The organism is Candidatus Desulfovibrio trichonymphae (genome assembly GCF_002355955.1).
GTDB classification, from domain to species: Bacteria; Desulfobacterota; Desulfovibrionia; order Desulfovibrionales; family Desulfovibrionaceae; genus Desulfovibrio; species Desulfovibrio trichonymphae.
In genome coordinates, this window is the sequence record NZ_AP017368.1 from 496,596 (window position 1) to 513,214 (window position 16,619).

Annotated in this window: 11 protein-coding genes; 3 read left to right on the plus strand and 8 right to left on the minus strand. The window is 56.9% G+C overall.

Translation table 11 applies throughout. The features are described 5' to 3' along the window. Positions 1-12: 12 nt before the first annotated feature. The 3 genes from RSDT_RS02410 to RSDT_RS02425 form a co-directional block, all read right to left on the minus strand. Entirely contained in the window at positions 13-849 is an 837-nt protein-coding gene (locus RSDT_RS02410) for a histidinol-phosphatase (RefSeq protein WP_096399418.1), read from the minus strand. Next, entirely contained in the window at positions 846-1,379 is a 534-nt protein-coding gene (gene pyrR / locus RSDT_RS02415; RefSeq protein WP_096399419.1) for a bifunctional pyr operon transcriptional regulator/uracil phosphoribosyltransferase PyrR, read from the minus strand. Before pyrR ends, RSDT_RS02410 begins: the two co-directional genes overlap by 4 nt. 552 nt (positions 1,380-1,931) lie before the next feature. Further along, positions 1,932-3,170: an HD domain-containing protein gene (locus tag RSDT_RS02425; RefSeq protein ID WP_096399420.1), complete on the minus strand. Its 1,239-nt coding sequence runs from the start codon at positions 3,168-3,170 to the stop codon at positions 1,932-1,934. Positions 3,171-3,351: 181 nt separating this feature from the next. On the opposite strand from RSDT_RS02425, the gene RSDT_RS07345 reads away from it, so the two are divergent. From RSDT_RS07345 to RSDT_RS02440, 3 genes are read left to right on the plus strand one after another with little or no spacing between them, the layout of a single operon-like run. Further along, positions 3,352-3,762, plus strand: a complete 411-nt coding sequence (locus RSDT_RS07345) for a hypothetical protein (protein WP_231941895.1) — start codon at positions 3,352-3,354, stop codon at positions 3,760-3,762. A gap of 39 nt (positions 3,763-3,801) precedes the next feature. Then, positions 3,802-7,026 (plus strand): UvrD-helicase domain-containing protein, encoded by a 3,225-nt coding sequence (locus RSDT_RS02435; RefSeq protein ID WP_231941896.1) that lies wholly within the window; start codon positions 3,802-3,804, stop codon positions 7,024-7,026. A gap of 3 nt (positions 7,027-7,029) precedes the next feature. Next, the gene (locus tag RSDT_RS02440; RefSeq protein WP_096399421.1) at positions 7,030-9,951 is read left to right on the plus strand and encodes a PD-(D/E)XK nuclease family protein; all 2,922 of its coding nucleotides are present in this window, start codon (positions 7,030-7,032) and stop codon (positions 9,949-9,951) included. Between the two features lie 123 nt (positions 9,952-10,074). On the opposite strand, the gene RSDT_RS02445 is transcribed toward RSDT_RS02440, so the two are convergent. The 5 genes from RSDT_RS02445 to RSDT_RS02465 form a co-directional block, all read right to left on the minus strand. Then, complete coding sequence (locus RSDT_RS02445) at positions 10,075-11,787, minus strand: 30S ribosomal protein S1 (protein WP_096399422.1); 1,713 nt, start codon at positions 11,785-11,787, stop codon at positions 10,075-10,077. 168 nt (positions 11,788-11,955) lie between these two features. Continuing rightward, positions 11,956-14,040, minus strand: coding sequence for a glycine--tRNA ligase subunit beta (gene glyS / locus RSDT_RS02450; RefSeq protein WP_096399423.1), 2,085 nt, complete (start codon positions 14,038-14,040; stop codon positions 11,956-11,958). Between the two features lie 3 nt (positions 14,041-14,043). Then, entirely contained in the window at positions 14,044-14,922 is an 879-nt protein-coding gene (locus RSDT_RS02455) for a glycine--tRNA ligase subunit alpha (RefSeq protein WP_096399424.1), read from the minus strand. A gap of 71 nt (positions 14,923-14,993) precedes the next feature. Then, positions 14,994-15,746 carry a DNA repair protein RecO gene (gene recO, locus RSDT_RS02460; protein WP_096399425.1) on the minus strand — a complete coding sequence of 251 codons (753 nt, stop codon included), beginning with the start codon at positions 15,744-15,746 and terminating at the stop codon, positions 14,994-14,996. 34 nt (positions 15,747-15,780) lie between these two features. Next, the gene (locus RSDT_RS02465) at positions 15,781-16,614 is read right to left on the minus strand and encodes a helix-turn-helix domain-containing protein (protein WP_096399426.1); all 834 of its coding nucleotides are present in this window, start codon (positions 16,612-16,614) and stop codon (positions 15,781-15,783) included. Between the last annotated feature and the right edge of the window lie 5 nt (positions 16,615-16,619).

A 16,619-nucleotide genomic window follows, 5' to 3' on the forward strand; every position in this document is an offset into this window, starting at 1 on the left:
CAGCGCCCCGATTTAAAACGGCAGCAAAGTCATGCGGCCTTTTTCAAAAACCGCATGCTGTGAAAAGCCGAAGCCTCGGGCGTACGAGGCCAGACGGTCAAAGCTGAAGGCAATATCGTCAGCGTTATGCGCGTCAGAGGCAAAGCTCACCGGCAGAGCCAGTTCCGCCGCCAGAGACATGAAAAGCGGCGCCGGGTAGATTTCCCGGCAGGGTTTGCGCAGACCTGCGGAAGAAATTTCCATGCTCATGCCTGCGTCCCGCAGGGCCGTTAGGGCGTTGTAGATCGTCTCTCGGCTGTCGGCTTTGGCAAGCCAGATATGGAACTGTTCCACAGAAAAAATTTTGATGAGATCAGGGTGGGCGGCAATGTTGAAAAGTCTGGAGACGATCATCGCTTCCCATGCCGTAAAATAGGCATGATACCGCGCCTCGCATTCTTCTTGGGAAAAACCGGCCCACGTCAGCGCCCCGTCGTCAAAACCCCAGCGTCCTATAAAATGTACGCTGCCAAGAAGATAGTCAAAATCACAGGCCCGGCACGCGGCGCTCGTGTATGCCGTCCGGCCGTCAAGCCAGTCCATTTCCATCCCGTAGAGCACCCGGCACACGCCGTTGGCCCCCTCTTTCGACGCAGCTTTCAGTTCCAGCACATCGCGCTCGTAGTCCGGCAGAGAGCGCGTCAGATGCTCGCGGTATTCATGGAGGTAGTCAAAGCCGTACGGACGCGGCGAATGTTCAGAAAAACCCAGCAGCAACAGGCCCTTTGCAAGGGCAGCTTCGTACATGGCGGCAGGGGTGTCCCGACCGTGCGAACAGCATGTGTGGGTGTGCAGGTCGCTTGTGATCATAACACCACAAGTCGAACCGCGTCTTCGCCGTCGCGCTCTTCCAAAAGCACGTCCACATGCTCGTGGCGTTCTGTGGCGACAACGCGTCCTGCATAATCGGCCTGAATGGGCAATTCCCTGTGTCCCCTGTCGATAAGCGCGAGCAGTTCCACGGCATCTGGGCGGCCGTAGTCGAGCAGGGCTTCCAGCGCGGCGCGGACGGTGCGCCCGGTAAACAGCACATCGTCCACCAGGATGACCACGCGCATGTCCACGCTCTCGGGTATGGAAGAAGACACGATCTGCGGCTTGCCTTCTATGCTTGTCCAGTCGTCTCGATAAAGATTGATATCCAGCGTGCCGAGCGGCAGGCGACGGCCGATGCGTCTCTCAAGCAAGACGGCAAGACGCCGGGCCAGATCCGCCCCGCGTCGTTGGACGCCGACCAGCATCACTCCCCCGCAGTCGGGATGACCTTTGAGAATCATGGCGGCCAGCTCGTCAAGAATACGGGCAATCTCGTGTTTGTCCAACAGCGGTGACACAGTCATGGACTTCACCCTCCAGCGTAAAAATAGAATTTTTAGCCTATGCCGGATATTTTCGCAACGCAAGAACTGCTCCATATAACTCACAGCTCATGGTGAAAAGACTTTCTTTGCGGACTTGCCTGCAAGGAATGACAGAAACAACACACGGTGTGCAAAGATGTCCGATTTTGCGCGGCAGGGATATCAAACGCTATGGTTATAATTTCGCAAATCTGTGGCTAATAAACACACATAACGGTATACGGGAACAACATATTCCGCCGGTTGACGTGAATAAATACCCCGCTATCAAGGCTCATCTGGATAAATTTTATCCAGGCCTCGCAAGGCGTCAAGACAAGGGTGCTACTCCGTATAACTTGCGAAATGGTTATAGCATATTCTGAAGACAACAAGTTATAGCCTACCAGTTAACAAAAATCACGTCAAAAAGAACGGTCTCCCTGTCCGTCAGCAAGAGCCTGTTCGCCGTCATTTACGGCAAGCGACAGGCAAAAAATAACAGCAAGTGCGGTAGAGAAAACTTCCAGACAAGTTTCATGTCTCATTCCGTCAGTCAAAATCAGCCAGCAGCGAGCCAAGATGCAGACAATCCAGGGGGCACCCGTAAAGCCTTTCCTTGAGCCGCGCCAACGCGTCCTGCAATTTCGGCGAGGATACACCGTTGCGTATGGAACTGTGCGCCTCCAAAAAAGCGGCAAGCAGATCGCACACCTTGATCATCTGCCCGTCCTTGGGGTTCAGTGCGTCGGCGTTATAGCCCTTTTGCAGGGCGTCAAAGCCGTCCACCCTGACAACACGGCCTCCCTCCTGTGCGCTTTCCTGAAATTCCGACCCTGCCTCAAGTCCCAGGTAATAAGAAATCTGTTCCACAAGCAGGGCAAAGCCCTCTTCGCGCAAAGGGTGAAAAATACGCCGTGTGAGTTCCTCTTCCTCATATTCTTTCAGGAGCGCGGGCAGGCAGGCCACAGACTGTTTTACCGGTGAAATAATATCCCGCGTCAAAAGTTCCGGCAAATCGTGGAACAAGCCGCAAAAAAAATTATTGTTGGCTCTTGCTGTGCACGCCCCCACGGCAAGACTGAAAAAATAGCTGAACGCCGCTACAATGAACATATGCCCCAACACAGATGTGGCCGGAATGCGCGGCGCTTGCGTCCAACGTATCTGAAAACGCAACTGCCCGCAATGATTTGCCAGCTTTGCCAGAGCGTTGCCGGGCGCGAGCAGGTACTCCATGCCGGCAAGATCGCGAAAAGCGTCAAGCCGTTCCTCAAAAGACAGGGCGATGTCATCCATTTCGTCATCAAATGTGTTCAGCGGTTTGATAAGATTGAATTCCCACCGTGAAGCAAAAAGATGCGCCGCCGAAAGAATGCGGCGCGAAAGCGTGGTTTCATCCCCCTCCAAATGCCATGCGCTCATACGCTCCCAAAAAGGCCCCAGCGGGGAAAGCAGCGGTTCAAGCCGTGAGAGCACATGTTCCGTCAGACGACGGAAATGGTCGGGGTTTTCCTTTATTCGATAAAAAACAGGCGGTTTGATATCCGTTATGATCAGACGGTAGAAATAGTCAAAAAGGCCGCCTTCAATAACGTCACGGGCGAGCCTCAGACGTTCGGAATCAGGCAGGCCGCGCCCGTTTTCATGCCAGAGCGCACATGCGACAAGCATTTTATGCGCCTGTTTGTCGATTTCCAGCAGTTCCGAAGGACGCAGCTTGTCATTCCAGCGCAGCAAATAGGCGCCGGAAAAAATCAATTGAAGCAAACTTTTGCGAACAATCGACATGGCATACTCCAGTCAAGTCTTCCACAAAACAGTCTCTTGCCGCCGACCCGCGTCCCCGCGACATACCGTAAACATGCAGCTCCACGTCCGCTTCCGCGGCGAATTATGCCCGGCCGCCGACCTTGCAGGGACAAATATTCAATAGTACTATATGAACTTGCAGGCAACATCAAGGCATACATTGATTTTATTGACACGGCGGCAGGCCGTCGACAAGACGCATTATCATGGGAAGAAAAGCCCGTTCACCACGGCCATCAACAGGCTGGGTCAATACAGGCTTGAATCGCATTTGTCCTACCGCACCTGGTCGGACGGACAGACTGTCCGGATTTTTGTTGACGATGAACTGGATGAAAACAGCGATACAATCAAATACATAGATCCGAGCTACATCATCCGCTCCGTGCCGGCCAACGCTAGCGACAAGGTATACTGCGGATTTCTCGGGCAATACGCCGTGCACGCAGCCATGGCCGGCTGCACGAACATAGTTGTCGCCAAACTGCAGAACAGATATGTGCATCTGCCGCTGGAACTGGGGGCGCGTAGCACCGCACGCTTACTCCGAGCTCCGGCGCGCTGTGCTTGATATCTACCGGGCAGGGAGGACTCAAAGGCATGCTGCCTGATGATTGATATTGACATAATGCCGCAATTAACCCAAATCAAGGCATCCGCCGGATCCGGCAAAACGTACGAACTGACGCGGCGCTTCTTGCTGCGCCTGACGCAATGCGGCAACAACAGCGCAAAAAACGCTTTTGCAGCCTGCGCCCCGATAAGGAATGACCGGCCGCTCGGGCTCGGCGACATTCTGGCCGTCACCTTCACCAACGCTGCCGCTGTTGAAATGCGCGACAGGGTTATCCGCCAGCTGAAAAACGCCGCCCTGGGCAATCCGACCGGGGACTTTTCTCTGCCCGCCGACAGAGCGCGCGCCTGGGTGGATACAATCGTGCGCGATTTGAGCGCGCTGAATATCCGCACCATAGACAGCCTCCTGCTCCTTATTGTGCGCGCCGCGGCGCTTGAACTGAACCTGCCGCCTGATTTTCAGCCTGTCTTCTCCACAGAGGAAGCTCTGACCCCGTATCTGGACATCTTTATCGAGCAGGTCTCACGCGGGGACGACGCCATGCGCGAACTCTTGCGTCAGGCATGTCTCGCGCTCGTCAACCATGACAACACGCCCGGATTTCTGGCCGGAGACAAGCTGCGCCGCAAGTTGTGTGAAGTGCTGGACGATGTGCTGCGCGGCAAATATGCCGGAAGGACGCCAAGGTCGGAGCTTGAAGCAAAGCTGCACGACATGAAAACAACGGCCGTACAGGCGGCGCAAACCCTGCTCGCCACAACAATGACGCACAACCTGCCTTGGCATAAAACAGCCCTCGCCGCTGTAGCGCAACTGGCCGAAGGCCGGATGAAAAGCTGCGCGTCCGTGTATGCCGGCAAAAACAACGCCGGGGAATTGTTTCACAAAAACACTACGGTGCCGGACATCGTCGCGACGGCCTTTGAGGCTTATGCCGCACAAGCCCGCAACTGGACGCGGACAGGCGAACTGATCAGGCAAGCGCTGGGCCTTGAGCCTTTTATGCAACTTGCCGAAACGCTGGTTGGGGCATTTTTGCAAAGTCTGGAACAGGAGGGCGCGCTGCCGGCGCTGCTGACGCCGCAACTGGCCGGCGCGGCGCTCAACGGCGACCACGGCGTGCCGGATATGCTCTGTCGTCTCGGGACACGGCTGCGGCATTTTCTGTTGGATGAATTTCAGGACACAAGCCGCGAACAATGGCTTGCGTTGCACCCGCTGGTGCTGGAAGCTCTCTCTCGCGGCGGTTCTCTGACCTGTGTCGGCGACGTTAAACAGTCCATCTACAGCTGGCGCGGCGGCGAACCGGAACTTTTTGATTCTGTCTTTGAAGACGTCGCACTGACACAGATTTCCCCCCGTATGGAACAGCATATCCTGCCATTCAACCGACGCAGCCGCCGTGAAGTGCTTGAACACAACAACAGATTTTTTGCTCCTCTGGCGGACGCTGCAACAGCCTTGCAAATCATGAGATCGCTTATGCCGCAGGACACTCCGGAACACATTCTTCAAACAGGCGCCCACAAAATACACACAGCCTTTGCCGGAGTCGTGCAGCAATGCCCGCCTGAAGCGCAAAACGGAGGGTTCGTGCGCATGAAGCAGATTCAGGAGCACGACGCCGCCGCCTTGAGTGAGGCGGCGGCGGATTGTCTTTGCCGCCTGTTGCGTGAAGAAATTCAACCACGCAGACCCTTGTCCGACGTGCTTGTGCTCACGCGCGGCAATGCAACCGCGCGCCTTGTGGCGGAACGTCTTGTTCGCGAAGGTTTGCCGGTCATCACGGAAAACAGCCTGCTTTTGGCCGGGCATCCGCTGATCGTCCAGACTGTGGCCATGTTGAGATTTCTTGACGCTCCCGAGGACGATATTGCCTTCTGGACAGTGCTGACAGGCTCTGTCTTGCGTGATCATCCTGAGGCTGCGGGGCTTGCGTGGGAATCTCTGCACGACTGGCGCCCCGCAAACGCGCAACAGCCATTGTACCTGAATTTTCGCGCACACCGACCCCACATCTGGAAGCGTCTGCTGGCCCCGTTTTACAATCAATCCGGCCTGATGACGCCTTACGACATCGTGCAGGAATGGTTTGCGCGCCTTGATGTTGAATCGCGCTTTGCCGACGCGCGCACGTTTTTACGACGTTTTCTGGAAGTTCTGCAGCATGCTGAAGAAAAAGGCCTTGCCGACCTTCCGTCCTTTCTCGCGCACTGGCAGGATAAAGGCGGCGAAGAAAAAGTGCCCATGTCTGAAAACATGAACGCCGTGCATATCATGACCATTCACAAATCTAAAGGTCTGGAAGCGCCTGTGGTCATACTTCCCTGGACGGATTTCAGACCGTATGCCGCGAACAATACGATCGCCGTTGAAAAGGATGGGATGCTCCTTGCGGCGTCCAATCAGAAAAGCCTTGGAGAACTTTATTACGCGGATATGACCCGTCAGGCCCGCGAAACCCTGCACCTGCTCTATGTGGCCTTTACCCGTGCAAAGGACGAACTGTACGCATTTCGCACCGTCACACCCCATACAAAAAAGCTGTGCTCACTGGACGCCGCCATGGACATCCTCTGGCGTCAGGCGGGCTTTGCCCCGCCTTATATTTCAGGAACACCGCCGTCAACGCTGGTCCGCGACACAAAACCCGCAGCCCCCACTCCTTCTGCGCAGTCTGTCGCCCCGCAGCCTGTCCCGACGGACTGGCGGCCCATGCTGTGGCTGCCGCGTCTTAAAATTTTCCGCAATCCGCTCGGCAGATCAGCCTTCACGCCGGAAAAATATGGGGAGTTGATCCACTTCTGCCTGAAAAATTTAAAAATTACCGGCAAAGCCGGGCACGACGCGAGCATGGCGGTGAAATTCAGCCTTGCGCATTTTCCCCTGCCTGTTCCGCGCAATAAAACCCTGCGAGAAGAGCTGATAGACATGCTCGAATGGTATGCCTCCTGCCCGGAAGCCGCTCGCTGGATGGCGCACGGCATGCCCGAACAATCCATGATAGACAAGGACGGACGGACGCTGCGCATGGACCTACTGGTGCGCGAGCCAGGTGGGCTTCTTATTGTTGAGTACAAAAGCGGGCAGCCGCAACCGCGGCACCTTGATCAGATACGTCGCTACCTCGCCTGCCTTGCTGAAAGCGGCGAAGCCGGCGCTGACGCCGCACGCGCAGTGCTGGTCTATATAAGCCTGCGGCGCTTCCAGCCGGTTTCCCCGCACAGTGCGTCGCCCTTGTGTGAGGCGTATGAGTAACCCATGACAGCCAAACCGCCTTTTTTGCTGTTTCCGCTGCAACGCCCTTTTCTGCCGGATCTCAAGGAGATGCTGGCAAAACTGACAGCTGGCCGACCGGGATCTGCCCTGCTGATTGTGCCGCACAACCGCCCTTGGCGCTATCTACAGCATCTCTACGGGCGTGAAAAAACACCGCGGCTTTTGCCGAAAGTGATGACCATCGCCGAAATGACCGGCATCTGGCGCAATGCTGCAGCAGACGTGCCGCTGCACACGGCCGGTCTGCTGGATCAGATTGCCCTGCTGCATGCCTGTGTGCAGCATCTGGGCAAGGAAGACACAAAAATCGCCGGGCGGTTCGCCCGCATGGACATGTCGCTTTTTCTACCCTGGGGCCTGCGGCTTGCCTCGCTGCTGGAAGAACTGTTTCGCCAAAATGTAGAAGCGGCGGATATAACCCATGCCGAGGCTGAAGCGGGAGAAACAGCAGCGGCGCTGCTTGAGGCGCTCGGCCGTATAAGCGCCGCATATCTTGCCGCCCTTGAACAGCGCGGCTGGACAACGCCCGGTCTTGATTGCCGTATCGCCGCACGCCACAGCGCCACAATTCCCCACCTGCTTGCGCCCGGCGAGGGAAAAACGATACTGGCCGCAGGATTTTTTATACTGACCGGCACGGAAAACACCCTCTTGCACAGCCTTTGGCAGGCCGGCGCCCATATATGCCTGCACACTGATGCCGGGCTTGCCACAGGCAACGCGGCGCACTGGTCGTGCGCTGAGCATGCGGCCTGGCTGCGCCGATGGAAGGCGCAGGCAAAACCCGCAGTAAACGCCGCGCTGGAAGAGATTACGCACAGACCGTCTTTTTCCTTTTTCGCCGGGTACGACTGCCACTCCCAACTTGAGGTGCTGCGAGAAAAACTCGCCGCCGGGCAATATGCGCTATCCACAGCCATTGTGCTGCCGGACAGCGCCCTGCTCATGCCGACGCTTCACCATCTGCCGGATAAGGACGTCAACGTGTCCATGGGCTATCCGCTTGCGCGCTCCGCCCTCTGCCGTCTGATTCAGGCACTTTTTGAAATGCAGACGAACCGAAGCAAAGACGGACGCTGCTACTGGCGCCATCTGCGCCGGATTTTGCGCCATCCCTACCTGAACATGCTGCCTGTAGCGACAGACGACGAGAAACCGCGCTCTTTGCGCGAAGCCCTGCGGAGTCTGGAAGCCCTGGTCATGGCGGGCGGTCGTTTTGTTGACCTCACGTCTGTTGTGCGGGAATGCTGCGCAACGTTGCCCGCAGCCGCAAGCGAGCTTCTTGATGCGGTGATGCGCGTCATGTCGTCGCCGCTTGAAGCGGCCCGGACAACAGCCGATATCGCCGACTGGCTGTGCGGCGTCTGCAATTTTTTGATCACGCGCGGCGGTGAGGTGTGGCGGCATTTCCCGCTGGACGCTGAGGCCATGTACCGCCTTGTACAGCACACCGCGCCCATGCTGCGGCAAACCTGTCTGGCACAAACCCCCTTTCCGGCTGCCACGCTGCACACCATCACACGACATATTATTGAACAGGAACGCGTGCCCTTTGAAGCAGAACCGATCGCCGGCATTCAGGTCATCGGCATGCTGGAAACCCGTCTGCTGCACTTTGACCATGTCTTCATTGTTGACGCCACAGAAGACAAACTGCCCGGCAACCCGACTCACGACCCACTGCTGCCTGATTCGCTGCGCGCGGCCCTAGGCCTGCCCGACGCACATGAACACGGCCGCGCCACGGCCTACGCGTTCTACCGGCTCTGCGCCGGCGCCGCGGAAGTCCATTTTTTTTGGCAGGAAGGTGTCCGCGATTCGCCCCTCCTTTTCGGCAAAAAAAGCCGCAGCCGTTTTGTGGAGCAATTGCTCTGGGAGGAAGAACAGCGCCGCGGCAAACTGCTTGAACCTGGCGAGGCGCCCCTGGCGGCTGCGGCCTGCACGGCGTACGCAACACAAAACGCCCGCAAAAATCTGGCCCGCAACGCAAGACTTGACGCGGCGTTACGCGAACTGACACGCGTGCCGCTTTACGCGTCGCTTCTTGATGTTTACCTGCACTGCCCCCTGCGCTTCGCCTGGCAATATCTGTACAAAATAAAGCCGCGGCAGACCATCAGCGAGGGCGACGATCCGCCTGCAGTCGGCGAGTGCCTGCACAAAGCGCTGCACGCCGTCTACCTGCCCTGGCTGGGTAAGACAGTGCACACGGGCGATATTTCCGCACAGCGCGCACGTAAGTGTTTCTATAAAGCGCTTGAGCACGCCGACCTGCAGCGACTTCTGCCGGCTGACAGCTGTCTGATGCTGGAAAGCGCTGCCCCCCTGCGGCTTAAACGCTTTCTGGAAAAACAGCCGGACAGCGTCACAATTCTTGCGCTGGAACACAAATTGTCGGCGCGGCTGCTCCTGGCAGGCCGCGAATATGACTTTACCGGCATTCTGGACCGTCTGGACAGGCGTGACGGCCTGCTGGTCGTTGTGGATTACAAAACGGGACAAGTCAGGAAGCCCGACGGCAGCCTGTGGTCTGACGCGGTTTTTTTTGACAGGGCGGCACGGCTGTGCGCCTCCGCGACAGCCATGGATGCGGCGGAGGCCGACACAATGATGGAAGAGTTGCGCACGCGCCTGCCCAGTGTACAGCTTCCATGCTATCTGGCCATGCTCGACGCAAAAAAATCCGATCCTGTTGGCGATGCACTCTATGTCAATCTCGGGATGGACGGCGCGGAAATTCCGTTGCTCGGCGACCTTGCGGACGAAGAACGCGCCTTAGCCCTCAGATATTGCACACAGACGCTCGCATTGGTGCTGCATTGTCTGGAAAACGCCGAGACCTTCCCGGCCAGCCCGGACAAACACTGCTCCTGGTGCCCCTACGCGAGTCTGTGCGGGTCATGAACCCAACCGCGCACGGCGGCCACGGCAGCTGACCCGATACCACAAAATCGCCGCGCCAGATTTCTTAACGCAAAGAACCGACAGCCGTTGTCGCAAGAATGCAGCAGCAGTCCTCAACCTGCATCAGTTAGTTTCGCTTTCTTCCAGTTTCTGTTTCAGCAAATCGCCCAGGTTCTGCCCGCTTTCCTGCGAACCTGTGTAAAATTCTTTGGGCTTACGGCGCTCTTCTTCATCCTTGATCTGCTTGATAGACAGACCCAGCCGGCGCTCCTCAGCGCTGACATAGATAACCTTTGCCTGAATTTCCTGGCCTTCCTTGTATATTTCCGTGGAAGTCTTGACTTTTTTGTTGGACAGTTCAGAGACGTGCACAAGGCCTTCTATGCCTTCCTCCACTTCCACAAACAGACCGAAATCCGTCACATTGGTCACAACGCCCTTCACAGAGCAACCCACGGGGTATGTGTTAGGAACATGACCCCAGGGATCGTCCACAAGCTGCTTGACACCCAAGGTAAATTTTTCGTTTTCCTGATCCACGGTGAGCACTTTTGCCTGCACCATGCCGCCGACATTGTACATCTCGTTCGGATGACGCACTTTTTTTGTCCAGGAAATGTCAGAAACGTGAATAAGGCCGTCAATGCCGTCTTCAATGCCGATGAACATGCCGAATTCCGTAATGTTCTTGATCTCGCCCTCAAGCACGGTGCCTTCGGGATATTTCTCGGCAACCACTTCCCATGGGTTGGGACGCGCCTGCTTCATGCCGAGGCTGATGCGCTTCTTGTCGCCGTCCACGCTAAGAATCACCACGTCCACCTCGTCCCCGGTGTGCACCATCTGGGAAGGATGCCGCAGTTTGCGCGTCCATGACATTTCAGAAATGTGAACAAGGCCTTCCACGCCGGGCTCCAGCTCCACAAAGGCTCCATAGTCAACAAGGTTGGTGACTTTGCCTGTACAGTGATTCCCATCGGGGAAACGAGCGGAAATATCCTGCCACGGATCAGGCACCAGTTGTTTGAGACCAAGAGAAACCTTGTTGTTATCACGGTTAAAGGAAAGCACTTTCAGGGTCAAATCCTGGCCCATGGTGATCATTTCCTTGGGATGGCGTATGCGCTTCCAGCTCATATCCGTAATATGCAGCAGGCCATCCAGACCGCCGAGGTCTACAAACACGCCATATTCTGTGATATTCTTCGCCCTGCCGCTGACAGTCTGGCCCTCTTCCAAGGTGCGCAGCAAATCTTGCCGCTTTGAATCCCGCTCTTCTTCCAGCAGAACACGCCGGGAAACAATCACATTGCTGCGGCGACGGTTGATTTTAAGCACACGGAACTCAAATTCCTGGTTGACCAGAGCGTCCATATCAGGAACAGGGCGCAAATCAACATGCGAACCGGGCAAAAAGGCTTCCACGCCGTCAATGTCAACCGTGTAGCCGCCCTTTATGCGGCGCATAATATGTCCTTTGACAACCTTGTTGTTTTCCTGCACATCTTCAAGCTGATCAAAGATCTGCATGCGTTTGGCCTTTTCAAAGGAAAGGGTGATGGTACCGTCCATTTCGTTTTTGCGCTGCACGTACACATCCATCCTGTCGCCCAGCTTGACGGTCATATTGCCTGCCGCGTCGCGAAATTCCGCGGCGGGAATCAGCCCTTCAGACTTGAAGTTCACGTCAACAAGCACATTGTCGTCGTTAACGCGAACGATTTCGCCTTTCACAATTGAGCCTTCCTCAAGATTGCCGAAATCAGGGTTGAGATAGTTCTCGAGGGCGCTCTCAAAATTCATTTCATTGTCGTGCCCGGTTTCTGGATTTGTCATATTTCCATGCCTCCAAAGATTTTCCCCTTAAAGGGAGCGGGCAAAATTACCAAAAACGCCGCGCATGCACAAGACAAAAATGGTGCGGTATCTCACCTCAGCAATAATAAGAGTTCAGAAATGTTTCCATCTTGCCCCGTCATAAGGCATGCCGTCAAATTTTTTCGTTCATATCTGCAAGGCCGCGAAGTCCGCAATTCTGGCGAAGCGGGCACCCAGCGCCGCGAGCATGGCAAGACGGTTGACGCGCAGTGAGGCGTTTTCACACATCACCATTACCCCGTCAAAAAAAGCCTCCACATCCGGGCGCACTTCCGTCAGGCAGGCCAACGCCGCGCCGTGATCACCGTCGGCCCGAAGCACATCAAGCCGGGGCAGCAGGTCTTTGAGCGTTGCGGCCAGAGCTCTTTCCGACGTTTCCTGCAGCAAGGCGTCGTCCCATATGTCGGGCAGGGCATCTGCTCCTCCCTGTTTGCGCACGATATTGACAACGCGTTTGAAGGTCTGCACGGCCTCGGCATAGCCGGGCCGGCGGCTGAAGACCGCAAGCGCGGCGAGACGCGCCGCGCAGTCGTGCAATTTTGCGACGCCCGCGCCAAGTGCCGCGTCCACCAACGGAGTTTCCTGCCCCTGGCCTGTAAAGTGGTTACGCAGCCTGCCGGCCAGAAAATCCATCAGTTTGTCCAGCGTTTGCGCCACAGGCAGCGCCTGCCCCTGTGCCGCATACAAATGCAGCACCTGTGTAAAAACTTCGCGCATGTCCAGAGAAAAACCGAAGTCCAGCACAATGCGTATGATACCTATGGCGCAACGCCGAAGCCCGTTGGGGTCTGCCGTGCCGTTGGGGATCATCTTCAGGCCGAAGCAGGCTACCAGTGTGTCGGTTTTGTCCGCCAGAGACAGCAGGGCTCCCGCACGGCTTTGCGGCAGGGGAGAATCCGGCCCGGCGGGCAGATACTGTTCCTGCAGTGCATCGGCCACAGCTTTGTCCTCGCCTTTGCGTTCAGCGTAGATACCGCCCATAATGCCCTGCAGATTATCAAATTCACCCACAAGCCCTGTGACCAGATCAGCCTTGGAGAGCCGCCCGGCACGCGCGACCGTGTCGGCGAGGTCAGGGGCACATTGCTCCGCCAGACTTCGGCACAGGATTTGAAGACGCCGGGTTTTATCGCCCATGCTGCCCATGCTGCCGAGAAAAATTACCTGATCAAGTTTGGCAAGCCAGTGGTCAAAATTTTCTTTTAAATCGGCGCGCCAGAAAAAGCATGCGTCTTCCAGCCGGGCGCGGAGCACGCGCTCCCATCCGTGTTTGACCAGATTGACATTCTCCGGAGTCAGATTGAGCACGGTTAAAAAATGAGGCATCAGGCTGCCGTCACGTGCGGCAATGCCGAAGCTTTTCTGATGGCTTTCCATGCTCGTCAGCAAAACCTCGCGGGGCACTTCCAAATAGGCCGGATCAAAATCCGCAAGCATGGGCACGGGGTGTTCTGTCAGCCCCTGCACTTCGTCAAGCAGGCGCTCATTCCACAGCACTGTTCCGCCGATGGCGCGTGCCTGTGTATCGCCGCCCTGCACAATGACGTTGCGGCGTGTCACCGGGTCAGGCGCAACAGCGCCTGACCCGGTGACAATACCCTGCCACGCTTCTGCCTCAGGCACGGAGAACGGGCCAAACCCGTGAACGCGATGACCACGCGTGTCGCGCCCCGACGCTACAGGCCCGACGCTGAAGGGGATGATTTCCGCGTCCAGCAAGGCGACAATCCAGCGCAGCGGGCGCGCGTAGGCAATATTGTATGCGCCCCAGCGCATGCGTTTGGCAAAAGGTATCTCGTTTATGACAGCCGGGCAGATATGCGCCAACAGGTCTTTGACGGAAACACCGCCCATGTGTTTGCGCACGGCAGCGTAGTCGCCTTTTTCCGTTGCTGCGCGAAAAACGTCGGTAACGGCAAGGCAGTGCGTACGCGCGAAGCCTTCCAGAGCTTTTGTGGGCGCCCCGTCGGACGTGTAGGCCACACGAGCCGGTGGCCCCAAAACAAGCTCTTCTTTTTCCTGTTGTATGGGATCCATATTTTTGATCAGCACAACAGCCCGTCGAGGCGTGCTCATAACGCGCAATGGGCCGTGCAGTACGCCAGCCTCGGCCAGAGCCGCAGCAAAGCGCTGCGCAAGTTCAGCCTCTTCCGCGGGCAGAAAACGGGAGGGCAATTCTTCACTGCCGATTTCAAGTACAAAAGTCGCCATATATCACCTCACGTCCTTTTTAAGCAGGGGGTAACCCAACTCTTCCCGTTGTGCCGCATACAGGCGCGCTACGCCTGCGGCCAGAGCCCGGACTCTCCCGATGTAGCCTGTGCGCTCTGTGATGGAGATGGCGCCGCGGGCGTCCAGGAGATTGAACGTGTGTGAGCATTTCAGGCAATAGTCATAGGCGGGCCAAGGCAGATTGAGGGCGAGCATGGACTTGCACTGCCCTTCAAAATCCGCGAAGTGACGCAGCAGCATCGCGGCGTCGTTGACCTCAAAATTATGGCGGGACTGTTCCACTTCATTCTGATGATAGATATTGCCGTAAGTTACGTCGGCGTTCCATCGGATGTCATACACAGATTCCACACCCTGCAGATACATTGCGAGGCGTTCCAGACCGTAAGTCAGCTCCACGCTGACCGGCGAAAGATCAATGCCGCCCACCTGCTGAAAATAGGTAAACTGGCTTACTTCCATGCCGTTGAGCCAGACCTCCCATCCCAGGCCCCAGGCGCCCAAAGTGGGCGATTCCCAGTCGTCTTCCACAAAACGGATATCGTGACAGGCAGGGTTCACATCCAAGGCTTTCAGACTTTCGAGATATTGTTCCTGCACGTTGTCCGGCGATGGCTTGAGCACAACCTGAAACTGAAAATAGCGCTGCAGACGGTTGGGATTTTCGCCGTAGCGGCCGTCTGTGGGCCGTCGAGATGGCTCCACATAGGCCACATTCCATGGCTCCGGCCCTATGACGCGTAAAAAAGTGCTGGGGTTGAAGGTTCCGGCCCCGCATTCCACGCCGGAGGGTTGCTCCAGAACGCAGTCGCGTCCGCCCCAGTAGTTTTGCAGCGTCAGAATGATATCTTGAAAATACATATCTCTGGTCCTTATATATTACAAACAGACAGTAAACATCATAACGGAATCATGCCCGTGCACGGCTTACATTATATCCGGCGAAAACGGCCGCCTTCAAAGGCAAGTCCGAGGTGATACTGCACAAAACCGTCAACAGCTCTGGCGCAGGCTCTGCGGTTTGCCGCCGCCGGCTCTTCCGTTGGCCAGGCGGATGGCAATGTGTGCTGAACGCGGCGCAAGATGGCGAGGCTCGCGCCGGAAAGATCCACGCCGTAGCTTGTTGAACGCGCGGGGCGGCAGGCCGTGCAGCGCAGTTGCCCTTCATCCGTCAGAAAAATCGCGGCGTCGGCAAGCGCCGCGCCGCATGCGCCGCATTGCCCGAGCAACGGGGCCAGACCCGCGGCGCCGGCCAGACGCAGACGAAAAAAAAGCGGCAACATTGAGGGCAGGCGCGGCGCTTGCTCAAGCGTTTGCCGCAAATCCTCCACAAGGGCAAAGGCTTCCGCAGCCCCTTCCGTATTCACGCCGAGAGCTTCCACAAAGCGCAGACAGTTTGCGGCGATGCCCATGCGTTGCCAGTTGTGACGCAATGTTCGCGAGCCTGTCAGCAAAACAGCTTCTTCAAGATTGAAGAAGTTGTCGCCTCTGGCCGCTTTGACACGGCATTGTAGAGTGTTGAGCACATCCAGACAACCGCAGAAACGTCTCCGGCTGCGGCTCGCGCCAAAAGCAAAGAACGTCAGCAGGCCGCGCTTGCGGCAAAGCAATTTCAGCCAGACGTCAGCCTCACGAAAGCGCCCCATACGCAGCACCAGCGCGTGATCCGCCCATTCCGTCGCCATGTCGACCCTGTTGCCCCTGAATTGCCCGGCAGTGTTATTCTTGTCGCGTCGCGGGCGGAAAGACCAGTGTGCGCACCTGGCCGGACTGTCCCGGCGTCGGTATTTCTTCTCCGTTATAGCGTATGCGCACGCCGCCCGCATTACCGAATTTGATCTCCAGTTTTTTGCTGAACGTCAGGGCGAAGGTGTCGCCTTTGTGCAGTAAAAATTTACGCGTGCCGGTATGATCCGCGCGGGAATGTATCCAGCATTTCTCGACGGCCGTCACAATGACATTGTGAGCAGCGGGTTTTGCCGCGGCGGCGTCCGCGCTTTCAACCGGCAGCGGCGTAGCGGCGCGCTCCGGTCTTGCCTGTGCCGCTGTTTTGTCGGCAGCGGCGGTCGCCGGTAGTTTCGACCGGCGGACCCGTTCTTGCGGCGGCGCTTGCGGCAAAGCGACAGGCTGAGCAGGTTGGGTAAGACGTTGCGGCGGACGATCCAGCGAGTTGAACACGTTGGTATGCAAAACAAAATACGCTCCGCCCATGCACAGTAGAGCCATGACGGCAGGCCCAAGCCATTTCGGACTGCTGCGGGGCTCCGTCACTGCGTCAGGTATGTAGACGGCCTGAATGGTCGCTCCTGTTTTTAAGACGTCCAAAGACTGAAGAGCCGATACCATATCTTCTGCCGCAAGTCCAAAAAAGGAGGAATACGCACGGATAAAGCCTTTGGCGTAGGCCGGATGCGGCAGGGGCACCATGTCACCTTCTTCCATGGCACGCAAGAGCCGTGCGCCGATTTTCAGAGTGTCGGCCATGTCCTCAATGCTCAAAGCACGTTTTTTGCGCTCGGTACGCAAAGTCGCGCCCAGTTCCTCCAGCGTCATGAAAA